The sequence below is a fragment of the Streptomyces sp. NPDC005492 genome (assembly GCF_040605995.1).
Lineage (GTDB): Bacteria > Actinomycetota > Actinomycetes > Streptomycetales > Streptomycetaceae > Streptomyces.
Map to the genome: position 1 here is coordinate 153,017 of NZ_JBEXDX010000004.1, position 23,570 is coordinate 176,586.

The 23,570-nt window shown below is 70.4% G+C and carries 19 protein-coding genes; 12 read left to right on the forward strand and 7 right to left on the reverse strand.

Annotated elements, in window-relative coordinates; all coding sequences use genetic code 11:
• Positions 1-7: 7 nt before the first annotated feature.
• From ABZT04_RS07775 to ABZT04_RS07785, 3 genes are all read right to left on the reverse strand, one after another.
• On the reverse strand, positions 8-1,603 hold the full coding sequence (locus ABZT04_RS07775) for a serine/threonine-protein kinase (protein ID WP_356054142.1): 1,596 nt from the start codon (positions 1,601-1,603) through the stop codon (positions 8-10).
• 111 nt (positions 1,604-1,714) lie between these two features.
• The gene (gene katG / locus ABZT04_RS07780; RefSeq protein WP_356054144.1) at positions 1,715-3,925 is read right to left on the reverse strand and encodes a catalase/peroxidase HPI; all 2,211 of its coding nucleotides are present in this window, start codon (positions 3,923-3,925) and stop codon (positions 1,715-1,717) included.
• Between the two features lie 32 nt (positions 3,926-3,957).
• Positions 3,958-4,395 carry a Fur family transcriptional regulator gene (locus tag ABZT04_RS07785; protein WP_356054146.1) on the reverse strand — a complete coding sequence of 146 codons (438 nt, stop codon included), beginning with the start codon at positions 4,393-4,395 and terminating at the stop codon, positions 3,958-3,960.
• A gap of 245 nt (positions 4,396-4,640) precedes the next feature.
• On the opposite strand from ABZT04_RS07785, the gene mgrA reads away from it, so the two are divergent.
• From mgrA to ABZT04_RS07830, 9 genes are all read left to right on the forward strand, one after another.
• On the forward strand, positions 4,641-5,684 hold the full coding sequence (gene mgrA, locus ABZT04_RS07790) for an L-glyceraldehyde 3-phosphate reductase (RefSeq protein ID WP_356054148.1): 1,044 nt from the start codon (positions 4,641-4,643) through the stop codon (positions 5,682-5,684).
• A 51-nt stretch (positions 5,685-5,735) separates the two neighbouring features.
• Positions 5,736-6,740, forward strand: coding sequence for a Dyp-type peroxidase (locus ABZT04_RS07795; RefSeq protein WP_356054150.1), 1,005 nt, complete (start codon positions 5,736-5,738; stop codon positions 6,738-6,740).
• A 110-nt stretch (positions 6,741-6,850) separates the two neighbouring features.
• Positions 6,851-7,732 carry a xanthine dehydrogenase family protein subunit M gene (locus ABZT04_RS07800; protein ID WP_356054152.1) on the forward strand — a complete coding sequence of 294 codons (882 nt, stop codon included), beginning with the start codon at positions 6,851-6,853 and terminating at the stop codon, positions 7,730-7,732.
• A gap of 2 nt (positions 7,733-7,734) precedes the next feature.
• Positions 7,735-8,250, forward strand: coding sequence for a (2Fe-2S)-binding protein (locus tag ABZT04_RS07805; protein ID WP_356054154.1), 516 nt, complete (start codon positions 7,735-7,737; stop codon positions 8,248-8,250).
• Positions 8,247-10,643, forward strand: coding sequence for an aerobic carbon-monoxide dehydrogenase large subunit (locus ABZT04_RS07810; RefSeq protein ID WP_356054156.1), 2,397 nt, complete (start codon positions 8,247-8,249; stop codon positions 10,641-10,643). The genes ABZT04_RS07805 and ABZT04_RS07810 overlap by 4 nt, the downstream gene beginning before the upstream one ends.
• A gap of 11 nt (positions 10,644-10,654) precedes the next feature.
• The gene (locus ABZT04_RS07815; RefSeq protein ID WP_356054158.1) at positions 10,655-11,542 is read left to right on the forward strand and encodes an XdhC family protein; all 888 of its coding nucleotides are present in this window, start codon (positions 10,655-10,657) and stop codon (positions 11,540-11,542) included.
• Complete coding sequence (locus tag ABZT04_RS07820; RefSeq protein ID WP_356054160.1) at positions 11,539-12,432, forward strand: MoxR family ATPase; 894 nt, start codon at positions 11,539-11,541, stop codon at positions 12,430-12,432. Before ABZT04_RS07815 ends, ABZT04_RS07820 begins: the two co-directional genes overlap by 4 nt.
• Positions 12,429-13,052, forward strand: coding sequence for an SRPBCC family protein (locus ABZT04_RS07825; RefSeq protein ID WP_356054162.1), 624 nt, complete (start codon positions 12,429-12,431; stop codon positions 13,050-13,052). The genes ABZT04_RS07820 and ABZT04_RS07825 overlap by 4 nt, the downstream gene beginning before the upstream one ends.
• Positions 13,049-14,254 carry a VWA domain-containing protein gene (locus ABZT04_RS07830; protein WP_356054164.1) on the forward strand — a complete coding sequence of 402 codons (1,206 nt, stop codon included), beginning with the start codon at positions 13,049-13,051 and terminating at the stop codon, positions 14,252-14,254. Before ABZT04_RS07825 ends, ABZT04_RS07830 begins: the two co-directional genes overlap by 4 nt.
• Here ABZT04_RS07830 and ABZT04_RS07835 read toward each other — a convergent pair.
• Positions 14,251-15,210: a LysR family transcriptional regulator gene (locus ABZT04_RS07835; RefSeq protein WP_356054166.1), complete on the reverse strand. Its 960-nt coding sequence runs from the start codon at positions 15,208-15,210 to the stop codon at positions 14,251-14,253. The two genes, ABZT04_RS07830 and ABZT04_RS07835, sit on opposite strands and share 4 nt — an antisense overlap.
• A 356-nt stretch (positions 15,211-15,566) precedes the next feature.
• Here ABZT04_RS07835 and ABZT04_RS07840 point away from each other — a divergent pair, with 356 nt between their 5' ends.
• Positions 15,567-16,274, forward strand: a complete 708-nt coding sequence (locus ABZT04_RS07840; protein WP_356054585.1) for an NPP1 family protein — start codon at positions 15,567-15,569, stop codon at positions 16,272-16,274.
• 25 nt (positions 16,275-16,299) lie between these two features.
• Here the strand turns inward: ABZT04_RS07840 and ABZT04_RS07845 are convergent, their stop codons facing one another.
• The gene (locus tag ABZT04_RS07845) at positions 16,300-17,715 is read right to left on the reverse strand and encodes an FAD-binding oxidoreductase (protein WP_356054168.1); all 1,416 of its coding nucleotides are present in this window, start codon (positions 17,713-17,715) and stop codon (positions 16,300-16,302) included.
• 103 nt (positions 17,716-17,818) lie between these two features.
• Complete coding sequence (locus ABZT04_RS07850) at positions 17,819-20,419, reverse strand: AAA family ATPase (protein ID WP_356054170.1); 2,601 nt, start codon at positions 20,417-20,419, stop codon at positions 17,819-17,821.
• A 95-nt stretch (positions 20,420-20,514) separates the two neighbouring features.
• Between ABZT04_RS07850 and ABZT04_RS07855 the strand changes: the two genes are divergently transcribed.
• Positions 20,515-21,408, forward strand: a complete 894-nt coding sequence (locus ABZT04_RS07855) for an alpha/beta hydrolase (RefSeq protein ID WP_356054172.1) — start codon at positions 20,515-20,517, stop codon at positions 21,406-21,408.
• Here the strand turns inward: ABZT04_RS07855 and ABZT04_RS07860 are convergent.
• A complete protein-coding gene (locus ABZT04_RS07860; RefSeq protein ID WP_356054174.1) occupies positions 21,362-21,871 on the reverse strand; it encodes a hypothetical protein in 510 nt (169 codons plus the stop codon). The two genes, ABZT04_RS07855 and ABZT04_RS07860, sit on opposite strands and share 47 nt — an antisense overlap.
• Before the next feature lie 310 nt (positions 21,872-22,181).
• Between ABZT04_RS07860 and ABZT04_RS07865 the strand changes: the two genes are divergently transcribed.
• Positions 22,182-23,555, forward strand: a complete 1,374-nt coding sequence (locus tag ABZT04_RS07865; protein ID WP_356054176.1) for a lectin — start codon at positions 22,182-22,184, stop codon at positions 23,553-23,555.
• Positions 23,556-23,570 lie beyond the last annotated feature (15 nt).

Here is a 23,570-nt window from a genome sequence, read left to right on the forward strand (position 1 = left end):
GGCGAACCTACCCGTTGGCGGGAACCACCTTGGTCACCTTGCCCCGAGGAGTGGCCGACAGGTAACCACTCGTCCCGTACGAGTCACTCAGGTAAACGGACATGTACGCAGGGGTGTTGAACGTCTTCCACGGTAGCTGGACCACAAGGTAGCGGAACGTCGGGTTCTTCACTTTGAGCTCCTTCTCCGCACGCGTGAACAACGCGGGAACGGTGTCCCATTGGAAGTCACGCACGTCCACGGGCTCGTATCCGCTCCCCAACGTGCTCTGGATGATGCCCTTTTCCACGCCATCGTCGGCTCGGTAGGTGTAGTTGTCGTACTCGGTTCGGCTGCCCTTGACCATCACATCTGCCGAGACGTAATCGGGATAGACGGTGATGCCGCCGAAGCTGTCACGCCCCGTCTCCTTCTCGATGGCCTTGATGGCGGTCCGGATGCCGTTCGGGGTGAGCAGGTTCGTTGTCTTCGTGGACGTCCCGCTGGAGGTGGCCGAAGGCGAGGTTTGCTGTGTCTGTCCGGTGGCACCCGGGGACGACGCCGCAGAGCCCTTGTTGCCGTCGTTCCCGCCCGGCAGCACCTTCCAGGCCAGCGTCCCCACCAGCAGCACGCCTACGACGCTGGAGGCGACCGCAACCCCCGGAGACCGCTTCGGCTTTCGCCCGCGCCGCGGTACCGCCTGCATGTCATCGGTGGTCTGCAGCGGTGGCGGGACTGGCGGTGCGAGTGGGTACGAGGTGGTACCGGGACCATGGGCCGGCGGCTGGGCCGCGGCGGCGGCCAGCATCCGGGCGACCGTTCCGGCGTCCGGTCGGGCCTCGGGGTCGCGGACCAGGACACAGGACAGCACCGGCATCAGCGATCCGGCCCGCACCGGTGGCGGGACCTCCTCCTGGAGTACGGCCGCCAGGGTGGCCAGGGTCGTACCGCGCCGGAGCGGGTGGTGTCCCTCGACGGCGACGTACAGCATCATCGCGAGCGACCACAGGTCGGCGGCGGGGCCGCCGCTGTGGCCCGAGACGCGTTCCGGGGCCATGTAGTCGGGCGTGCCGATGATCGAGCCGGTGGCGGTGAGGGCGGTGGCGTCGCGGATGGCGGCGATGCCGAAGTCCGTGAGCACGGGGCGGCCGTCGGTGCGCAGCAGGACGTTGGCGGGTTTCACGTCGCGGTGCTGGACACCGGCCTCGTGTGCGGCGCGCAGAGCGTCGAGCACTCCGCAGCCGAGCCGGGCAGCCTCGGCCGGTGCCATGGGCCCCTGGCCCAACCGGTCGGCGAGCGAACCGCCTTGGACGAGTTCCATGACGAGCCAGGGGTAGGTGCCCTCGCCGCCGTCGACGATGTGATGGATCGTCACCACGTTCGGGTGCTCGACCCGGGCCAGGGCCCGCGCCTCGCGCAGGACCCGCTGGCGGAGCATCTCCGCCGCGCCGGGGTCGTACTCCGCGAGGTCGATATCCGGCGGCCGGACCTCCTTGACGGCGACATAGCGGTGCAGCAGCAGGTCGCGGGCGCGCCAGACCGTGCCCATGCCACCGCCGCCGAGCCGGGACTCCAGCTCGAAGCGGCCGTCGACGACCCGTCTGTCGGTCTCCCCCTCGTTCATGCGGAGGAGCTTATGTGACGAACGTGCATGACTGTGCCGCGCGTTCGGTGACCGGGAAACGTCCGGGCCGACCCGTGTGGGCCGACCCGGACGTCAGGTGGTGCGGACTGCTCAGACCAGGTCGAACCGGTCCAGATCGGAGACCTTGGCCCAGGCGGCGACGAAGTCGTTCACGAACTTCGCCTTCGCGTCGTCGCTCGCGTACACCTCGGCGAGCGCGCGGAGTTCGGAGTTCGAGCCGAAGACCAGGTCGGCACGGGTGCCGGTCCACTTGACGGCGCCGGAGGCGTCGCGGCCCTCGAAGGTCTGCTGGTCCGAGGAGGTCGACGACCAGGTGGTGCCCAGGTCGAGCAGGTTGACGAAGAAGTCGTTCGTCAGCGTGCCCGGCTTGTCGGTGAGGACACCGTGCGTGGACTGGCCCTGGTTGGCGCCCAGGACCCGCAGGCCGCCGACGAGGACGGTCATCTCGGGGGCGGTCAGCGTGAGCAGGTTCGCCCGGTCGAGCAGCAGGTACTCGGCGGGGAGGCGGTTGCCCTTGCCCTGGTAGTTGCGGAAGCCGTCGGAGGTCGGCTCCAGCGCGGCGAACGACTCGGGGTCGGTGTGCTCCTCGGTCGCGTCGACACGGCCCGGCGTGAAGGGGACCTCCACGTCGACGCCGCCGTCCTTGGCGGCCTTCTCGACCGCGGCGGCACCGCCGAGGACGATCAGGTCGGCCAGGGAGACCTTCTTGGCACCGGAGTTGAACTCCTGCTGGACGCCTTCGAGGGCCCGCAGCACCTGAGCGAGCTGGTCGGGGTCGTTGGCCTCCCAGCCGCGCTGCGGCTCCAGGCGGATGCGGGCACCGTTGGCGCCGCCGCGCTTGTCGCTGCCGCGGAAGGTGGACGCGGACGCCCACGCGACGGACACGAGCTGCGAGACGGTCAGCCCGGAGGCGAGGATCTTGGCCTTGAGCGCCGCGATGTCGGCGGCGTCGATGACCGCGCCCTCGGCCTGCGGCAGCGGGTCCTGCCACAGCAGGGTCTCCGCCGGGACCTCCGGGCCGAGGTACAGGGACTTCGGGCCCAGGTCGCGGTGGGTCAGCTTGTACCAGGCGCGGGCGAAGGCGTCCGCGAACTCCGCCGGGTTCTCGTGGAAGCGCTTCGAGATCTCGCCGTAGATCGGGTCGAAGCGCAGCGCGAGGTCGGTGGTGAGCATCGTGGGGAGCTTCTTGGAGTCGCTGTGGGCGTCGGGGATGATCGCCTCGGCGTCCTTGGCCACCCACTGGTTGGCGCCTGCGGGGCTCTGGGTGAGCTCCCACTCGTAGCCGAAGAGGATGTCGAAGAAGTCGTTGCTCCACTGGGTGGGCTTGGTGGTCCAGGTCACCTCGAGGCCGGAGGTGATCGCGTCGCCGCCCTTGCCGGAGGCGTACGTGGACTTCCAGCCCAGGCCCTGCTGCTCGATGGAGGCGGCCTCGGGGTCGTTGCCGACCGCGTCGGCCGGGCCGGCGCCGTGGGTCTTGCCGAAGGTGTGGCCACCGGCGATGAGGGCGACGGTCTCCTCGTCGTTCATCGCCATCCGGCGGAAGGTCTCACGGATGTCGCGGGCCGCGGCCAGCGGGTCCGGGTTGCCGTTGGGGCCCTCGGGGTTGACGTAGATGAGGCCCATCTGGACGGCGCCGAGCGGGTTCTCCAGCTCGCGGTCGCCGGTGTAGCGCTGGTCGTCGAGCCAGGTGGTCTCGGGGCCCCAGTACACGTCCTCGTCGGCCTCCCAGACGTCGGCGCGGCCGCCGCCGAAGCCGAAGGTCTCGAAGCCCATGGTCTCGAGCGCCACGTTGCCGGTGAGGATCATGAGGTCGGCCCAGGAGATGGACTGGCCGTACTTCTTCTTGACGGGCCACAGCAGACGGCGGGCCTTGTCGAGGTTGCCGTTGTCCGGCCAACTGTTCAGCGGCGCGAAGCGCTGCTGCCCGCCGCCCGCGCCGCCGCGGCCGTCGCTCATGCGGTAGGTGCCGGCGCTGTGCCAGGCCATCCGGATCATCAGCGGGCCGTAGTTGCCGAAGTCGGCCGGCCACCAGTCCTGCGAGCTGGTCAGTACCTCGGCGATGTCCTGTTTGACGGCCGCGAGGTCGAGGGCCTCGAACGCCTTGGCGTAGTCGAAGTCCGCGCCGAGCGGGTTCGCTACGACTGGGTCCTTGGCGAGGATCTTCAGGTTGAGCCGCTCGGGCCACCACTGGCGGTTGCCGCCGCCCTGCGTCGGGTGCGGGGCCCGCCCGTGCGCGACGGGGCAGCCCCCGGCTTCCTCCGACTTCGCGTCCGTGACGATTGCGTCGTGGTTCTCAGACATGGAAATCCTTCCAACTGGGTGGATCAAGTTGCTCAGGAGCTGGGGGCGTTGGCACAGCCGGGGCACAGGCCCCAGTAGATGACCTCGGCCTCGTCGATCGTGAAGCCCTGGTCGTCGGACGCGGTCAGGCAGGGTGCCTCACCGACCGCGCAGTCGACGTCGGCGACGACACCGCACGACCTGCACATGAGGTGGTGGTGGTTGTCGCCGACGCGTCCTTCGAAGCGGGCGGGACTGCCGGCCGGTTCGATACGGCGTATGAGTCCGGCCGAGGTCAGCGCGTGAAGCGCGTCGTACACGGCCTGAAGCGATATATGTCCTACGCGGTCACGGACCCCGGATGCGACCGCCTCGACATCGAGGTGGTCACCGTGCCGAACGGTCTCCAGCAGCGCGACGCGGGCTGCCGTCACCCGCAGGCCGGCACCGCGGAGCTCCTCGGCGGTGGTCGGTGTCTGGGATGCGGTCATGGCGTTCAACCTACAGCCATAAACACGAGTGATTCAAGAAAACAAGTAGTTCAAGTTTTGTTCAGCCGCCGGTGGGCCAGTACCAGGGCCCCCGACGAGGGACTCGGCGACGACATTCAGTGACGACGCTGCTGAATCCGATGCGGGGCAACGGTTGGACTCGGGAATCACGCGAGGGCACAGTAGGCACGTCGTTCACAGCGGCCCCGATGCCGGACCCCCTCGCACCTCGCGGAGAACCCCCGATGAACCACGTCGCAGACCCCGAGCGCTACAACGGCACCATGCGCTACCGCCGCACCGGCCGCTCGGGGCTCGACCTGCCCCTGCTGTCGCTGGGCTACTGGCACAACTTCGGTGACGACCGGCCGTTCGAGACGCAGCGGGAGATCGCGCTGCGCGCCTTCGACCTCGGGATCACCCACCACGACCTGGCGAACAACTACGGCCCGCCCTACGGCGCCGCCGAGATCAACTTCGGTCGGCTGCTGAAGGAGGATCTCGCGCCGTACCGCGACGAGCTGGTGGTCTCCACCAAGGCGGGCTGGGACATGTGGCCCGGTCCCTACGGGCAGGGCGGCGGTTCCCGCAAGTACCTGCTGGCCTCGCTCGACCAGTCGCTCAGGCGCACGGGCCTCGACTACGTGGACATCTTCTACTCCCATCGGCTCGACGCGGGCACCCCGCTCGAAGAGACCATGGGCGCGCTGGACACCGCCGTGCGCCAGGGCAAGGCGCTCTACGTCGGCATCTCCTCCTACGACGCCGAGCGGTCCCGTGAGGCCGCCGCGATCCTGCGCGAGCTGGGCACTCCCCTGCTCATCCACCAGCCGTCGTACAGCATGGTCAACCGGTGGATCGAGCACGACGGGCTGCTCGACGCAGCGCGGGACGAGGGCTTCGGGGTCATCGGTTTCACGGCGCTGGCGCAGGGGCTGCTGACCGGGCGGTACCTGGACGGGATCCCGGAGGGATCGCGGGCCGCGGCGGGCACGTCGTTCGACGCGGGCTGGCTGACCGAGGACATGGTGCGCCGGCTGCGCGCGCTCAACGACATCGCGGCCCGGCGCGGCCAGACCCTGGCGCAGATGGCGCTCGCCTGGGCGTTGCGCGACGAGCGGGTCACTTCGCTCGTCATCGGCGCGTCCCGCACGGAGCAGCTCGAGCAGAACGTGGCCGCGCTCGACAACCTCGACTTCAGCGAGGAGGAGCTGACCGAGATCGACTCGTACGCCGTCGACGGCGGGGTGGATCTCTGGCAGGACGCGCGTACTGGGAAACTCGGCTGAGCGTCGAGGTGCCGGCCGCCACGGCCGGCATCCCAGGACACCCGCGGAGGCGTGGAGTACATGACAGTTGACGGCTCGGTCGAGCGCACGGACGGCAGCATCGACGACGGGATCGTCCCGACCACGCAGGCCGTGCTGGAGAGCCTGGCTCCCAGCGCGACCTTCCTCGTCGTCACCGTGGAGCCCGGCGGCGAGGAGACGGTACGTCAACTCCTCGGTGACCTGGGCGGGTTGACGCGGTCCATCGGGTTCCGCGCGCCGGACGGTCGCCTCAGTTGTGTGACCGGTGTCGGATCGGAGGCGTGGAACCGGCTGTTCGACGGTCCGCGCCCCGCCGAGCTGCATCCGTTCCGCGAACTCGCCGGCGACCGCCACCGTGCCGTCTCGACCCCCGGTGACCTGCTGTTCCACATCAAGGCGGTACGGCCCGACCTCTGCTTCGAGCTGGCCACCGAGATCATGGGCCGGCTGGGCGGTGCCGTGTCCGTGCGCGACGAGGTGTCCGGGTTCCGGTACTTCGACGTGCGTGATCTGCTGGGCTTCGTCGACGGCACGGAGAACCCCGTGGGGCAGACGGCCCGCGAAGCCGTGGTGGTCGGCGGCGAGGACCCGGAGTTCGCGGGCGGCAGCTATGTGATCGTGCAGAAGTACCTGCACGACATGGCGACTTGGAACACGCTGTCGGTGGAGCAGCAGGAACGGGTCGTCGGGCGGACGAAGTTGACCAACATGGAGATGGACGACGACGTCAAACCGGCCGACTCGCACATCGCGCTCAACGTCATCACCGGCCCGGACGGCACCGAGCGGAAGATCCTCCGCGACAACATGCCGTTCGGCAGCGCGGGACAGGGCGAGTTCGGCACCTACTTCATCGGGTACGCCCGTACGCCCTCGGTCACCGAGCAGATGCTGCGCAACATGTTCCTGGGCACCGACTCCGCGTCCCACGACCGCATCCTGGACTTCTCCACGGCCGTCACCGGCAGCCTCTTCTTCGTGCCGTCCGCGGACTTCCTCGACGACCTGCCCGTCTCCCCGGGGCAGGCAACTTAAGTGAACGGTTAACCAGCCGTTGACACTCCTGTCCGCCGGGCGCCCAATGAGGCCCGGACGCGGCGCCCGGCCGACCGGCCAAGTGCCGTACGAGACAGGGGGATTGGGGTATGCAGGTTCCCGCTCCGTTCGAGTACCAGCGGGTCGGCAGCGTGGGCGAGGCGGTCGCGCTGCTCGACCGGCTGGGCGACACGGCACGGCTGGTGGCCGGCGGGCACAGTCTGATCCCGATGATGAAGTTGCGGCTGGCCAACTTCGAGTACCTGATCGACATCAACGACCTGCACGACGAGCTGGGTTACGTCCGCGTCGAGCCCGGGCTGATCCGCATCGGCGCGATGACCCGGCACCGCGAGCTGCTGGAATCGGACGAACTGGCCGCCGCCTTCCCGGTGTTCCGCGACGCCGAACGGGTCATCGCCGACCCCGTCGTACGCAACCGCGGCACCCTCGGCGGCTCCCTGTGCCAGGCCGACCCGTCCGAGGACCTCTCCGCGGTGTGTACGACACTCGACGCCAGTTGTGTGATCCAGGGCCGGGACGGCGAGCGGGTGGTGTCCATGGAGGACTTCCACCGGGGGCCGTACGAGACCGCCGTGGGTGACGCGGAGATCCTCACCGAGGTCCGCTTCCCGGTGCGTCCGCACGGGTCCAGCGCGTACGAGAAGGTCGAACGGCGGGCCGGTGACTGGGCGGTGGTGTCGGCCGGCGCGGCGGTGTGGCTGGACGGCGACGGACTGATCGCCGACGCCCGGGTGGGGCTCGCCGCCGTAGGACCGAACACGGCCGGCATCCCCGGTATCGCCGAGGCACTGCGCGGCCGGCGCCCGACGGAGGAACTGTACGGACAGGCCGGGGACATCGCCGCCGAGGCCTGCTCGCCGGTGACCGACCGGCGTGGCAGTGCGGACTACAAGCGCCATCTGGCACGGGAGTTGACCATGCGCGTGCTGCGCCGGGCCGTGGCCCGCATCGACGGACAGGAGGGGTGATCGTGCAGGTCAGCATGGTCGTCAACGGCGAAGAGGTCACCCGGGAGATCGAAGGGCGGCTGCTGTTGGTCCACTTCCTGCGGGACCACCTCCGCCTTACCGGCACCCACTGGGGGTGCGACACCAGCAACTGCGGTACATGCGTGGTGTGGTTGGACGGCGAACCGGTCAAGTCCTGCACCGTGCTGGCCGCGATGGCGGGCGGCCACGAGGTGCGCACCGTGGAGGGGCTGGAGCAGAACGGTGAACTCGACCCCGTACAAAGGGGGTTCGTCGAGTGCCACGGTCTCCAGTGCGGCTTCTGCACACCCGGCATGATGATGACGGCGCGTGCGCTGCTGGACCGCAACCCCGACCCCTCCGACCAGGAGATCCGGGAGGCGATCTCGGGACAGATCTGCCGCTGCACCGGTTACGCCACCATCGTCCGCTCGATCCGGTGGGCGGCGGCCGAGGAGGCCGGGACCCGAACGTCCCTGGAAACACAGGCGACTTCGGCTTCGGGGAGCGCCTCATGACCGCCGTCTCCGAGAACGGGCATCGCACCGCGTTCGTCGACAACGACCGGAAGCCCTGCGGCCACGGCCGGATGCTGCGCAAGGAGGACCCGCGGTTCGTGCGCGGGAAGGGCCGCTATGTCGACGATCTCGATCTGCCCGGCATGCTGCATCTGGCGATCCTGCGCTCGCCGTTCGCGCACGCCCGCGTCCTGTCCGTCGACACCTCCCTGGCCGAGGCCCATCCGAAGGTCCGGCTGGTCGTCACCGGGGCGATGCTCGCCGAGCAGGGCCTGGCGTGGATGCCGACCCTCTCGAACGACGTGCAGGCGGTCCTGGCCACCGACAAGGTCCGCTTCCAGGGCCAGGAGGTCGCCTTCGTCGTAGCGGAGGACCGCTACGCGGCCCGGGACGCGCTGGAGTTGATCGACGTCGAGTACGAGCCGCTCGACCCGGTGATCGACGTCCGCACCGCCCTCTCGCCCGACGCGCCCGTCATCCGCGACGACCTGGAGGGCAAGGCCGACAACCACTGCTTCGACTGGGAGACCGGCGACGAGGCGGAGACCGAGGCCGTCTTCGCCCGCCCGGACGTCGTGGTCACCGAGGACATCGTGTACCCGCGTGTGCACCCGGCGCCCATGGAGACGTGCGGCGCGGTCGCGGACTACGACCAGGTCGACGGCCGTCTCACCCTGTGGTCCACCACCCAGGCCCCGCACGCCCATCGGACCCTCTACGCGATCGTCGCCGGGCTGCCGGAGCACAAGATCCGGGTCGTCTCCCCCGACATCGGCGGCGGCTTCGGCAACAAGGTGCCGATCTACCCGGGTTACGTGTGCGCGATCGTCGGCTCGCTGCTGACCGGCAAGCCGGTGAAGTGGATGGAGGACCGCGCGGAGAATCTGATCAGCACGGGTTTCGCCCGCGACTACGTGATGCGCGGCGAGATCGCGGCCACCCGCGACGGACGCATCCTCGCCGTCCGCACCCAAGTCCTCGCCGACCATGGCGCGTTCAACGGCACGGCAGCACCCGTGAAGTACCCGGCCGGCTTCTTCGGCGTCTTCACCGGCAGTTACGACATCGAGGCCGCCCACTGCAGGATGACCGCCGTCTACACCAACAAGGCGCCCGGCGGGGTGGCTTACGCCTGCTCGTTCCGCATCACCGAGGCCGTGTACCTGATCGAGCGGATCGTCGACTGCCTCGCGTACGAACTGGCCATGGATCCGGTCGAGTTGAGGATGAAGAACTTCATCCGACCCGAGCAGTTCCCCTTCCGCACCAAGACCGGCTGGGTCTACGACTCCGGCAACTACGCGCCCACCATGGAACTGGCCAAGGAACTCGCAGGCTACGGCGCGCTCCGCGCCGAGCAGGCCGCGAAGCGGGCGCGCGGTGAACTCATGGGCATCGGCGTGGCGTTCTTCACCGAGGCGGTCGGCGCGGGCCCCCGCAAGGACATGGACATCCTCGGTCTCGGCATGGCCGACGGCTGTGAGCTGCGGGTGCATCCGACGGGGAAGGCGGTCGTACGCCTCTCCGTGCAGTCGCAGGGGCAGGGGCACGAGACGACGTTCGCGCAGATCGTCGCCGAGGAGCTCGGCATCCCGCCGCAGGACATCGACGTGGTGCACGGCGACACCGACCAGACGCCGTTCGGCCTCGGCACCTACGGCAGCCGCTCCACCCCCGTCTCGGGCGCCGCCGCGGCGCTGGTCGCCCGCAAGGTGCGGGACAAGGCGCGGTTGATCGCCTCGTCGATGCTGGAGGTGTCGGTCGCCGACCTGGAGTGGGAGAAGGGTTCCTTTCGTGTCGCGGGCGACCCGATGGCCTCGGTCACCATCCAGGACATCGCGATGCGGGCGCACGGCGCGGGCGATCTGCCCGAGGGTGTGGAGGGCGGCCTGGAGGCGCAGATCTGTTACAACCCGGAGAACCTCACCTATCCGCACGGTGCCTACATCTGCGTCGTCGACATCGACCCGGGCACCGCCAAGGTCACCGTCCGCCGCTTCGTCGCGGTCGACGACTGCGGCACCCGCATCAACCCGATGATCATCGAGGGGCAGGTGCACGGCGGGCTCACCGACGGCGTCGGCATGGCGCTGATGGAGATGATCTCCTTCGACGAGGACGGGAACTGCCTCAGCGGCTCGCTGATGGACTATCTGATCCCGACCGCGCTCGAAGTCCCGGACTGGGAAACGGGGTTCACCGTCACCCCCTCCCCGCACCACCCCATCGGCGCCAAGGGGGTCGGCGAGTCCGCGACGGTCGGCTCGCCGCCCGCGATCGTCAACGCGGTGGTCGACGCCCTGAAGCCGTACGGCATCCGGCACGCGGACATGCCGCTCACGCCCTCGCGGGTGTGGGAGGCGATGCGGGGCCGACCGGCTCCGCCGATCTGAAGGTGGTCGCGATGACCGGCAAGTTGAGCGCGCGAGCCCTTGAACTCACCGAGCGGCGCGTGCCGTTCGTCCACGCACGCGTGGTGCGCGCCCAGGCGCCGGCCTCGGCGCACCCCGGCGACGAGGCCATCGTCCATGGCGACGGCACCATCGACGGCTACGTCGGCGGCCAGTGCGCCGAGGGCTCGGTGCGTACGGCCGCGCTCGGCGCCCTGCACGACGGCGGACCGCTGTTGCTGCGGGTCCTGCCGCAGGGGGACGCCGAGTTCCCCGAGACACCCGGGGCGCGGGTCGTGGTCAACCCCTGCCTGTCCGGCGGTGCGTTGGAGATCTTCCTGGAACCGGTGCTGCCGCCACCGCTGATCGAGGTCGTCGGGACCACCCCCGTCGCGGAGGCCTGCGTCGCGTTCGCCTCCCTGCTCGGCTACGCCGCGGCTCGCTCATTGCCCGACGGCCCGCCCGCCGACCACACGGCGGCGGTGATCGTGGCCGGGCAGGGCCGGGGCGACGCGGAGTCCCTACGCGCCGCCCTCGACGCGGGTGTCGGACACATCGCGCTGGTCGCCAGCCACCGTCGTGCTGCCGCTCTCCTCGACGAACTCGGCCTGACCGAGGTGGAACGGGCCCGTGTCCAGGCTCCGGCCGGGCTGGACATCGGTGCGCGGACCCCGCCCGAGATCGCGCTGTCGATCCTCGCGGACGTGGTGCGGGTCGTCCACGCCTCGAAGCTGCCCCGGCCGGTCCCCGAGGGCCCGGCCGAAGCCGTGGACCCGGTGTGCGGGATGACCGTGACCCTGCGCGCCGACACGCCTCACCTCACCACCGAGGAAGGCGAGTTCTGGTTCTGTGGGACGGGCTGCCGGGACCGCTGGTCCACGGGTGAACGGGCTACCGGGTGAGCGCACTGTTCGCGGACGCCGACGACGTACGGCGGCGGCTCGACGCGGTCGGCCACCTCGTCGACGACGGCACGGCGACCGCCCTCCTCCTCGCCACCCTGCTCGACCGGCCGCTGCTGCTGGAGGGCGAGCCGGGCGTGGGCAAGACCAGTGCCGCGAAGGCCCTCGCCAAAGCCCTGGACACTCCGCTGATCCGGTTGCAGTGCTACGAGGGGCTGACGGCCGGGGAGGCGCTGTACGAGTGGAACTACCAGCGCCAACTGCTCGCCGTCCGGCTCACGGAGGCGCACGGGCGCGAGCTCTCCGATGCCGACCTGTTCAGCGAGGAATTCCTGCTCGACCGGCCCCTGTTGCGAGCGGTACGCCATCAAGGCCCGCTGCCGCCCGTGCTGTTGATCGACGAGATCGACCGGGCCGACGACGAGTTCGAGGCGCTGCTCTTCGAGTTCCTGGGCGAACGGTCCATCAGCGTCCCGGAGTTGGGCACCTTCACCGCCGTACGGCCGCCCGTCGTGGTGCTCACCTCCAACCGCAGCCGGGAACTCCACGACGCGCTGCGCAGGCGCTGCCTCTACCACTGGATCGACTTCCCCACGCCCGAACGCACGGCGGAGATCCTGCGCCGTACGGTGCCGGCCGCGAACGAGCCGTTGATCGCGTCCACGACGGAGTTCATCGGCCAGGTCCGCGGGCTCGATCTCGACAAGGCGCCCGGTATGGCGGAGGCCATCGACTGGGTCTCCGCGCTGGCGGCACTGCGGGTCGCCCGGCTGGCTCGCGACGACATCGTCCGCACGCTCAGCACGGTCGCCAAGAGCCCCGACGACCGCACCGCCGTGGTCGAGGCCCTCGACGCGCTCGGCTATCCCGAAGAAGCGAGGACACCATGAAGATCGACCACGAGTTCAGCGTCGGTGTGCCGGTCGAGCGGGCCTGGCAGGCGCTCACCGATCTGGAGGCCCTCGCCCCGTGCATGCCCGGCGCCGAACTCACCGGCGTCGACGGCGATGTCCACCGGGGCAAGGTCAAGGTCAAGGTCGGGCCCATGGTCAGCCAGTTCGCGGGGACGGCACGCTTCGTGGAGCGGGACGAGAGCGCGCATCACGCCGTGATCAGCGCGGCAGGCAAGGACATGCGCGGGGGCGGCAACGCGTCCGCGACGGTCGACGCCCGGCTGCGTGGCGAGGGCGCGGGCACGGTCGTGACGGTCAGCACGGACCTCAACATCAGCGGCAGGCTGGCCCAGTTCGGCAGCGGCATGATCAAGGAGATCTCGGAGAAGCTGTTCGCGCAGTTCGTCGCGAACGTGGAGACACGGTTGCTGACGACGCCCGACCAGCCGGAGGCTGAACCCGAGGCGGAGGCGGTGGAACCCGTGCCGGAGACGATCCCGGTGGCCGAGCCGCTGAACCTGATGCAGGTCGCCGGTGCCTCCGTGTACAAGCGGCTGATCCCCGCCCTCGTCGCGGCCGTCGTCATCGCCGTGGTGGTCTGTCTGCTGGTCCGATGACACCGGGTGGCCCCCTGCTGCCCGCCGTCGACCGGGCCGCCTTCGCCACCGCGCTGGCCGTCCGTCTCAGGGAACACGGCGTGCCGGTGGGCCCGACCGCCACCCGGGACTTCGTGCACGCGCTCGCCTCGGTCCCGCCCCGGACACGGACGGCGCTGTACTGGACCGCTCGCGTCACCCTCATACGCGACCATCCCGAACTTGCCCGTTTCGACGAGGTCTTCGACGCGGTCTTCGGGCAGGCGGTGCTCGCGCTCGATCCCCACATCCGGCGCGATGGGCTTGGCGCGCGGCCCGACGGACGGGATGGTGCTCGTGCCGACGCCGCGCCTGTCGGCGGTGCCGGTCTGCCCTGGGTGACCCTGCCGCCCGCCGTGGACACCGCCGAACACCGAGCAGACCGCGCGCTGACCGTGCCGGAGCGGCTGCCGAGCGAGCTGGCGGCCGTGGTGGACGCACCGTTCGGTGAACTGAGCGCGGAGCAGGCCGAGTTGCTCGGTCGCAGGCTGGAGGCGCGACTGCGGGAGTGGCCACTGCGCCGAACCCGGCGCCAAGCCGTGCGGGCAGGCGGCCATCGGGTGGCGATCCGGGAGACGGTGGCCCAGGCCCGGCGTACCGGCTGGGAACCCGTACGGCTGGTGCGGGCCGGACCGGTGGACCGGCCGCGCCGGGTCGTGGTGCTGTGTGACGTGAGCCGGTCGATGCAGGCACAGGCGGTGGCGTATCTGTACCTGATGCGGGCGCTCACGCTGACGACCCGCGCCGAAGTCTTCGCGTTCGCCACGTCGTTGACCCGGCTCACTCCGGTGCTCGCGCACCGCTCGGCGCAGGAGGCGTTCGACGAGGCGACGCTCCGGGTCACCGACCGGTTCGGCGGCACCCGCATCGCCCACTGCCTGGGCACGCTCCTCACCTCGCACCACGGCGGCACCCTGCGCGGCGCGGTCGTACTGATCGGCTCGGACGGCTGGGACGGCGACCCACCGGACCGGCTCGCCGCCACCATGGCCCGACTGCGACGCCGCGCCCATACGGTGATCTGGCTCAACCCGCGGGCCGCCGCGCCCGGTTTCGCACCGCGTACGTCGACGATGGCGGCGGCGCTGCCGTATGTCGACCTGCTGCTGCCGGCCGACAGTTTCGGCGCGTTGCTGCGGGTGCCGGGCGAGATCGCACGACTCGGCAGGCGGCGGAGCTATTAGCTCCACAGCGTCACGTGGATCGCCGGCCGGAACCGCCCCGCCGTCACACCCGTCCCGCGCAGCATTGCCTGAGTGGCGCGCGGTGTGGTGACGAAGCGGCGTAACTCCGCTGCGGCGGGTGGGGCTTCGCGGTCGAGGAGGGTGAGGAGGTTCCAGGAGCCGCGGGCGGGGAGTTGGGGGCCGGTGAGTCGGCGGAGGTCGCCTTCGGTGAGGTCCTTGGTCACGGCGAAGGCGACCGCGAGAGCAACTCCCTTGCCGCGCTTGGCCTCGTCGACTGAAGCGGCATGGCTCTGGAAGATCCGCTGATTGTGTTCCGGGATGCCCAGGCGGCGGAGTATCGACGGCACGATGCCCGTACGGCCGACCGCCGAGGGGCCCAACAGCCAGGTTTGAGCGCGCAGTTCAGCGGTACCTGCGTTCGCCGTGGTCGCGAGGGGGTGGTCGGGGCCTACGACGGCGATGAGCTGGTAGTTGAGGAAGTGCGTGCAAGTCAGGGCGGCGTCGAGGGTGGCCGGGCGGGGGCCGATGGCCACGTCGACGGAGCGGGTCTGGAGCAGTGTGGCGAACTTCTGCGGGGTGTGGACGCTGAGTTCCACGTCGAGGTCGTCGGCGCGGCCCGCGAACAGTTCGATCAGGCCGGGTGCGGCGTGCTCGGCGAATAGGCTCGACGCGGCGACGCGCAGCAACCGGCGGCCGGAGCCTGCCTGTTTCACTTCGAGGATCGTCTGGTCCTGAAGCCCCAGCAACTCGGCGGCCCTGCTGGCCAGTCGCAGCCCACCGGGGGTGAAGGCGAGCCCGTTGGCCGTACGGGCGAAGAGTTTGTCGCCCAACTCCCTGCGCAGATGCGCGACATGGATCGAGACGGCCGACTCGGTGACGGCGAGATCGGCGGCGGCGGCCTTCACGGAACCGAGGCGGACGGTCGCCGCGAAGGCCCGTAGTTGTGCCGGGGTCAATCAGAACCTCCCGCACTCACCACGGGTGCCCATTCACCAGTGGCCAGGATCTCAAATTAGCGCACCTGTTCGCCAGGGGCCATGGTCGCGTCGAGAGCCGCAGGGGCACAGGGAAAACACAGGCGGGAGAGTTCAGCGTCGCGCCAAAACCCGTACACCGCACAGGTGTTGACGTGCACACACCGGACTGCGATGGTCTGGACCTGGCGCAGCCAGTAGCGCCCCCACAGCCAAGAACTGGAGTTGGCGTGCCTCTTCCGACACCCCCCACCGCACACCCCGCCAGAGCCTCGAAGCCCCGCACCCGGCGCCTCCGTCGCTCCGCCGTCGTCACCGTCCTCGGTGCGCTCGCCCTCGTGGTCGGGCAGGCGACGGCCGCCCAGGCCAACGTACTGACGCTGCTTCCGCAGAACGCCGACGGCCTGGAACAGACCTTCTCCCCGGCCTACGACTACGACGGCGACGGCTGCTACGCCACGGCCGCCATCGGTCTGGACGGCACCATCAACCCCGGGCTCAAGCTCGGCGGCGACGTCAACGGGCACTGCCACGACCTCGCTCAGCTGAACAACGCCAACACGTACTCCCGCGAGAAGTGCAACAACGACTGGTGTGCGGTGATGTACGCCAGCTACTTCGAGAAGGACCAGGTCACCCTGGGTCCGGCCGCGATCGGGCACACCCACGACTGGGAGCATGTCGTGGTGTGGATCAAGGACAACACGGTCCAGTACGTGTCGGTGTCGCAGCACTCGGCGTACCAGGTGTCCGCGGCCTCGGGGGTGCGTTTCGACGGCACGCACCCCAAGATCGTCTATCACAAGGACGGCATCGGCTCGCACGACTTCCGCTTCGCCAACACCAACGACGAGCCCCCGGAGAACGCCACCGGCGGCTGGTTCTACCCGCGCCTGGTGGGTTGGAACGGCTACCCGGCCGGCCTCAAGGACAAGCTCCTGGCCGCGGACTTCGGCTCGGCCACGCTGAAGATCCGGGACAGCGACTTCAACTACGCGCTCTCCATCGCCGAGCCGTCCGGCATCTCGTTCGACCCGAACGCGTGATGCCGGCCCGGCCTCGGAGCTGGTGTCACGGGCGCGTCTCGTAGCGCGGTTTCGGGGCCGGGTGGATGTTCTGGTTCAGGTGGAAGACGTTGTCCGGGTCGCGGTCGGCCTTGATGCGGGCCAGCCGGTCGTAGTTGCCGCGGTAGCTGGCCCGGACACGTTCCTGCCCCTCGTCCATCATCATGTTCACGTAGGCGCCGCCCGCCGAGTACGGGTGCAGGGCTTCCTGGTAGTCGATGGTCCACCTCTTGATGAGCCCGGCGTTGGCGGGGTCCCGGTCGACGCCGGCGAAGACGGACGCCCAGCGTGCGTCGCGGTAGGCCCACGGGGTCTCGTCGTTGCCGACGTCGTGGGCGGCGCCGTCGATCGGGTAGAGGTGCATCGTGGACTGCGGGGTGGGGACCTCGGCGCCGAACTTGGCGTGGAGTTCCACGGCCTCGTCCGGGATGTCGTTGACGAAGTCGGCGCGCCAGTACCACTGGTCGCCGGGCGGGTAGAGCCCGTCGAACATGCCCTGCATGTCGGGGTGTTGCATCGGCCCGGCCGCGTGCAGGAGGGGTGCGGGCAGCGCGTCGAGCAGCGGGGCCATCTCGCGTGCGGCGGCCTCGGTGTCGCCGCCGGTGTAGCACCAGACGACGCCGGCCGTCTTGCGCAGGTGGAGCTCCTCGGGGAACGGCGGGGCGGGCGGGACGCTGCCGTAGAGGAAGAAGGCGCTCAGTTCGCGGGGCGCGTTCGGCAGGAAGTCGCGGTAGGCGGTGAGGACTTCGGCGCTGATCTCGACGGGCCAGAAGGTGGGTCCGGCGACGACCGTGCTGATCTCGTGCAGGCGGAACAGGAACGAGGTGACGACGCCGAAGTTGCCGCCGCCGCCCCGGACCGCCCAGAACAGGTCGCTGTTCTCGTCGGCGCTCGCCCGCACCCGACTGCCGTCGGCCAGGACCAGGTCGGCCTCCAGCAGGTTGTCGATGGTCAGCCCGCACTTGCGGGTGAGGTGGCCGAGTCCGCCACCGGTGGCGATGCCGCCGACTCCGGTGGTGGAGATGATGCCGCTGGGGGTGGCGAGTCCGTGCGCGTTGGTGGCGCGGTCCACCTCGCCCCAGACGCAACCGCCGCCGACCCGGACGGTACGGGCCTCGGGGTCGACGTGGATGGCCTTCAGCGGGGAGAGGTCGGCGACCACTCCCCCGTCGACGGTGCCGAGTCCGGCGCCATGGTGGCCGCCGCCGCGCACCGCGAGGGGCAGGTCGTGGGAGCGGGCGAAGGCGATCACGCGGGCCACGTCGTCCGCGTCGGCACAACGGGCGATGAGCGCGGGCCGTTTGTCGATCATCGCGTTGTAGACGGCGCGGGCCTCCGGATAGGCGGCGTCGTCCGGGCCGATCAACTCCCCCGTGAAGTCGGTCAGTTCACGACGAGCGGTCTGTGCGGGTGTGCTGGACATGCGGTCCCCCGTCTCGTGCTGCTCTGGATGACCTGCTTGTTCTATTTCGCCCGGAACCGCACGGTCATCCGTGCGCGTCACCCAGCTTGGCGCCGTCGGGTACCTACGTTTCGCCGTCGGGCAGCAGACCGAGTTCCGTGGCACGGGCGGCGGCCTGGCGTCGGGTGGGTGCGTCCAGCTTCTCCAGGACGGCCCGCACATGGTTGTCGACGGTACGGACGGACACGACGAGGCGGTCGGCGATCTCCGGGTTGGTCAGACCGTCCACGAGCAGTCGTACGACCTGGAGTTGGCGCTCGGTGAGACCGGCCAAGTTGCCTCTGGTCGCGGCGTACGGGCCGCGCGGGATGCGGCGGACGCCGAGGTGGCGCAGTTCGGTGCGGACGAGTCGGGCGAGGGGTTCGGCGCCGAGTGCGTCGAGGCGGGCGAGCGCGGTGAGTTTGTCGGCCGGGTCGGGGCTCTCCGCGAGCGCGGCGGCGTGTTCGTAGGGGCAGCCGGCCTGCTGCCACCGGTCCGCCGCCCGTTTCCAGTCACCGGCGGCCTGGAGCGCGTACGGGTGATCGCTGTCGTCGGCGGCCACGGGGTGCCCGGACTTCGTGAGCCAGTAGCCGAGTTCGGCGCGGTACGGCCCGTAGTCCAGTCGGCCCGCCTGCGCGTGGGCAGGCCCCGCCGCCTCGGCCGCCCCCGCGTGGTCGCCGCGTAGCCAGGCCGCCTCCGCCCGTGCGGCGGCCACCGGGCCCGTGCGTTGCAACTCCCGGGTCCGTACGGCGATCTCCCAGGCCTGGGTGAGGAGTTCGTCGGCGCCGGGCCTGCCGCGCCGGACCCGCACGCGCGCCAGGACGGTCAGGGCGGGACAGCGCGCCGGTACGAAGTCGTGCATGCCGTACTCGGCGTGCCGCGCGGCCTCTTCCCAGTCGGCGGCGGCGAGGCGGCGCATGGCCTGCTCGACGTGCAGGTAGTTGAGGAATCCCAAGTGCTCGGCGCGGTCGGCGAGTTCCATGGCCGGGGGAAGATACCGGTCGGCCTCGGTGTACCGGAGGTTGTCGAGCAGGGACCAGATGATGTTGGCGTAGGACCGGCAGGCGTGTTCGACCTCGCCCGCGGCGAGCGCCACGGCGAGGCTCTCCTCCAACTGCCCTCGCCCGTCGGGGTCTCCGCTGCGCCAGCGGGCGGCGCCCACGTTGTTGAGGGCGTGGGCGAGGATCGCCGCGTCGTCCGCGCGGCGGGCCAGGGCGATAGCCCGCTCGCCGTGCTCGATGGCCTCGGCGTAGCGGTCGGACAGCATGCGCAGTTGGGCGGTGTTGCTGAGCGCGAGGGCCAACAGCCGGTCGTCACCGGCGTGTTCGAGGACGGCGATGGCCTCCCGTGCCGCGTCCTGGGCCTCGTCGGCGTGGCCCGCCCACCAGTGGATGCGGGACAGCCAGCGCAGATCGGCGCCCAGCGCGAGAGTGTCGCCGAGCGAGCGGCGCAGGGCCACGGCGTCCCGCTGGGCCGTGACGGCCTCGACGGAGTCGGCGATGGTGTAGCACTCCACGGCGTAGCGTTCGAGGAGGTCGGCGAGTTCGGCGGGGGTGTAGCGGTGGCGTTCCCGCAGCACGAGCCGCAGATGGGCGGCGGCCTCGCGGTGGGCGCCGGCCTCGGTGGCGTCCCGGGCGGCGTGGGGGCCGTAGCGGGCGATGGCGTCCTGATCGCCGGCCTGCGCGGCGTGGTGGACGATGCGGGCCGGGTCGGAGCCGGGCCGGGCCACGAGTGCGGTGAGGGCGCCGCGGTTGAGGTCGATGCGGCGGGCCGCGGGCAGGGAGTCGGCGATGGCGCGTCGGATCAACTCGTGCCGGAACGTGACCCGTTCGGGGGCCACGGCGAGCAGTCCGCGCTGTTCGGCCGGGGCCAGCCCGGCGACGCCATCCGTCAACAGGGCGTCGACCAGGGGCCGTTCGACGGCCGAGGGCAGGACGGCGAGCTGCTCCAGCGCGTCCACGGTACGGCTGTCGAGTCCGCGCAGCCGGGCGAGCACCGCGTCGACGACGGTCGGCGGCACTCCCCCGGTACCGCCGGCCGCCAGGACTTCGGTGACGAAGAAGGGGTTGCCCGAGGTCACCTCGTACACCTGCGCCGCGTCGAGCCGGCTGGCCGAACTGAGTGTGCGTACGGCGGACTTGGAGAGGCGGGCCAGCGGCAGCCGGTGCACGCGGTCCGCGCGGGACGCCTGGCCCAGCAGGTGGCGCAGCGGATGCTCGCGGCTCAGCTCGTCGTCCCGGTAGGTGAGGACGAGCACGGCGGGCAGCCGTTCCATCCGCCGCACCAGAAAGCGTAGGGCGTCCAGCGAGGCCTCGTCGGCCCAGTGGACGTCCTCCACGACGAGTACCGTCGGATGCGGTATCCCGGCCAGCTCTTCCTGCAGTGCTTCGTAGACGCGCTGGCGGTCGCCGCCCTCGACGACGGCGTGGGCGAGTTCGGTGCCGACGCTGCCGACGAGGTCGCGGAACGGGCCGAGGGGACGGCGGGTGGCGAGGTCGTCGCACTGTCCCAGGAGGATGCGCGACCGAGGGGGCAGCCGGTCCGGCATGGCCTTCACCAGGCTCGACTTGCCGATGCCTGCCTCACCGAAGACGAGCGCCACGGAACCGGCCCCGTCCGCCGCCTCGCGTGCGGCCGCGGCCAGTCGCGCCAGCTCGGGCTCGCGTTCGAGGATCCCCCCATCCACGCGGTCGATTCTGCCACTCGGCGGGAGTTCCCGTCCGGGTGTCACACTCGGCCCGCCGCTGCCCTCTTGAGTGCAGACACGCACGGGAGGCGTACATGAACAGGATCGAACCGGCCGCGACCACCGCACAGCGGCTGATCGAACTCTCGGCCGGGACCCTGGAGTACGAGGACACCGGTGGCGACGGTCCCGTCGTGGTTCTGTTGCACGGGCTGCTGATGGACGCCTCGCTCTGGGCCGCGCCGATCGCCGAACTGGCCGCCGGTCACCGGTGTTTGGCCCCGACGCTACCGCTCGGTGCCCACCGCCACGCGATGCGCGCGGACGCCGATCTGTCGCTGCCCGGGATCGCCCGGCTCGTCGCCGAGTTCATGGAGCGGCTCGATCTGCGGAACGTCACGCTCGTCGGGAACGACACGGGCGGGGCGCTGGTGCAGGTGCTGATGGCGGACGGGTCCGCGCGGGTGGACCGGGTGGTCCTCGTCTCCTGCGAGGCGTTCGACAACTTCCCGCCGGGGCTGACGGGCCGGACGCTCGTGCTCGCGGGGCGCCTCTCGCCGTGGTGGTTCGGGTTGTTCATGCGGCAGATGCGACTGCGGGCGTTGCGCCGCCTGCCGTTGGCGTTCGGGTGGCTGACGAAGCGCGGGGACGCCGTCACCGAGCGGTGGACGCGGCCGGTTCAGGAGCGGCCGGAGATCCGCCGGGACGCCGTACGCGTACTGCGTGCCGCGTCGGCCGACGGGCGCCGCCTCCTGGAGGAAACCGCCGACCGGCTGCGGGAGTTCGACCGGCCCGCCCTTGTGGTCTGGGCGAGCGAGGACCGGGTGATGCCGCCCGAGCACGGGCGCCGGCTGGCCCAACTCCTGCCGCAGGGGCGGCTGGTGGAGGTGGCCGACAGTTACACGCTGATCCCGCTGGACCGGCCCGGCGAACTCGCCCGGCTCATCGCCGAGTTCGTACGACCCGTCTCGCCGCCCGCACCGGTATGATCCGGTGCCGGCGGCGCGGCTTGGGGGCGTCGAGCATGCTGACGCCGTTGTAGTAGCGGCCGCGGAGGTAGAGCGTGGGCGCGGCGACGAAGGTGACGATCACGGCGACGACGCTGATGGGGAAGAGGGTCGGGAGCGACTGTCCCTCGGGGAGGGTCTTGCCGCCTTCGTGGAAGGCGTAGGCGAGGGCCGCGACGAAGACGACCAGGCTCAGTGCCGCGATGACGCGGAGCACGGTCGCGATGGTGCGGGTGGAGGACTGGTCGCGCACCTCGGCCAGCAGGGACGCCGAGCACTCGGTGCAGGTGAGGTCCACCGTGTGCTTGCCGGACGGGGGCCGTTTGACGACGTAGCGGGCGGCCGCCCAGGTGATGGTGCGTGTTCGTGGCTTGAGGACGCCGCCCGTGACCTTGTCACTGAGGATGTGCCGGACTTCGACCTGCGCGGTCCCCGCTGTGTTCATTGGTTCCTCCGGCACACGCACCCTGGCGATCATCACAAAGTCTGCACAGTGTGACCTGTGCGAACCGGCCACTCAATGGTCCTGGTGATTTCTTTTCCTTCGCCTACAACTTCTCAACTCACGCAGGTCGTGGGGGACTTCTCCGGTCGCACCTCTTGACGGCTTTGGTGCAGACCTTTAGGTTCACCAGCCAACAGACCTCCCATGAATGCATTCTCACGCTCACATACGTGAACATCCGTGTTCACCTCTCACCGCCCTCATGCCGGCGGCGTCCACCCCCCACCCCAGGACGAAAGGCCCCCTCGCCATGCAACGCCTCGCCCTGCGCTGCGCCCTCGCGCTCTCCCTCGGCCTCACCGCCGTCGGCACCCTCGCCGCCCCCAACGCCTCGGCCGCCACCGGCACCATCACCGGACTCGGTGGCAAGTGTCTCGACGTGGCCGGCGCCAGTTCGGCCGACGGCACGGCCGTACAGATCTACGACTGCAACGGCACCGCCGCCCAGCAGTGGACGGTCGGCTCCGACGGCACCATCAGAGCCCTCGGCAAGTGCCTTGACGTCACCGGTAATTCGACGGCGAACGGCGCCCAGCTCCAACTGTGGACGTGCGCCGGCAGCGCCAACCAGAAGTGGACCGTCAGCGCCGCGCACGACATCGTCAACCCGGCCGCCGACAAGTGTCTGGACGTCACCGGCAACACCTCGGCCAACGGCACCCGTACCCAGATCTGGACCTGCTCCGGCGCCGCCAACCAGAAGTGGACCGCGCCGGCCGCCGACGGCGGCACCACCCCGCCCGCGACCGCGCCGATGGCTGTGGCGCCGTACCTCTACAACGGCTGGGGCAACCCGCCCAGCCCTACGACTGTCATGAACGCGACCGGCGTGAAGTGGTTCACCCTCGCCTTCGTCCTGAGCAACGGTTACTGCAACCCGCAGTGGGACGGCGGCCGGGCGCTGACCGGCGGCGTCGATCAGCAGACCATCAACACCGTGCGCGCGGGCGGCGGTGACGTCGTCCCGTCCTTCGGCGGCTACAGCGGCAACAAGCTGGAGAGTTCCTGCTCCAGCGCCGGTGAGCTGGCGGCTGCGTACCAGAAGGTCATCAGCGCCTACTCGCTGAAGGCCATCGACATCGACATCGAGGCCGACGCGTACAGCAACGCGACGGTGCAGCAGCGGACCGTGGACGCGCTGAAGACCGTCAAGGCCAACAACCCGGGCCTCAAGGTGTACGTCACCATCGGCACCGGACAGAGCGGGCCCGACACCAGCCTGATCAACCGGGCCGCGTCCTCCGGGCTGACCGTGGACGCCTGGACGATCATGCCGTTCGACTTCGGCGGCGCGGGCCAGAACATGGGGACGCTCACCCAGCGAGCGGCCGAGGGTCTGAAGACCGCGCTGAAGAACGCGTACGGCTACAGCGACGACGCGGCCTACCGGGACATGGGCATCTCGTCCATGAACGGCATCACCGACAACAACGAGACCGTCACCACCGCCGACTTCCAGACCATCCTCGGCTACGCGCAGGCGCACCACCTGGCGCGGCTGACGTTCTGGTCGGCCAACCGTGACCGTCCCTGCCCCGGCGCCTACCCGAACGACGACACCTGCTCGGGCGTGAGCCAGAGCAACTGGCAGTTCACCAGCATCTTCGCCCAGTACACCGGCTGACGAACGCCCCTCCGA

Coding starts and splice junctions, on each gene's coding strand:
- ABZT04_RS07860 (WP_356054174.1), bottom strand. CDS start 21,871: ATGAACACAGCGGGGACCGCGCAGGTCGAAGTCCGGCACATCCTCAGT.
- mgrA (WP_356054148.1), top strand. CDS start 4,641: ATGAACCACGTCGCAGACCCCGAGCGCTACAACGGCACCATGCGCTAC.
- ABZT04_RS07815 (WP_356054158.1), top strand. CDS start 10,655: ATGACCGGCAAGTTGAGCGCGCGAGCCCTTGAACTCACCGAGCGGCGC.
- ABZT04_RS07865 (WP_356054176.1), top strand. CDS start 22,182: ATGCAACGCCTCGCCCTGCGCTGCGCCCTCGCGCTCTCCCTCGGCCTC.
- ABZT04_RS07800 (WP_356054152.1), top strand. CDS start 6,851: ATGCAGGTTCCCGCTCCGTTCGAGTACCAGCGGGTCGGCAGCGTGGGC.
- ABZT04_RS07825 (WP_356054162.1), top strand. CDS start 12,429: ATGAAGATCGACCACGAGTTCAGCGTCGGTGTGCCGGTCGAGCGGGCC.
- ABZT04_RS07845 (WP_356054168.1), bottom strand. CDS start 17,715: ATGTCCAGCACACCCGCACAGACCGCTCGTCGTGAACTGACCGACTTC.
- ABZT04_RS07785 (WP_356054146.1), bottom strand. CDS start 4,395: ATGACCGCATCCCAGACACCGACCACCGCCGAGGAGCTCCGCGGTGCC.
- ABZT04_RS07775 (WP_356054142.1), bottom strand. CDS start 1,603: ATGAACGAGGGGGAGACCGACAGACGGGTCGTCGACGGCCGCTTCGAG.
- katG (WP_356054144.1), bottom strand. CDS start 3,925: ATGTCTGAGAACCACGACGCAATCGTCACGGACGCGAAGTCGGAGGAA.
- ABZT04_RS07855 (WP_356054172.1), top strand. CDS start 20,515: ATGAACAGGATCGAACCGGCCGCGACCACCGCACAGCGGCTGATCGAA.
- ABZT04_RS07830 (WP_356054164.1), top strand. CDS start 13,049: ATGACACCGGGTGGCCCCCTGCTGCCCGCCGTCGACCGGGCCGCCTTC.
- ABZT04_RS07810 (WP_356054156.1), top strand. CDS start 8,247: ATGACCGCCGTCTCCGAGAACGGGCATCGCACCGCGTTCGTCGACAAC.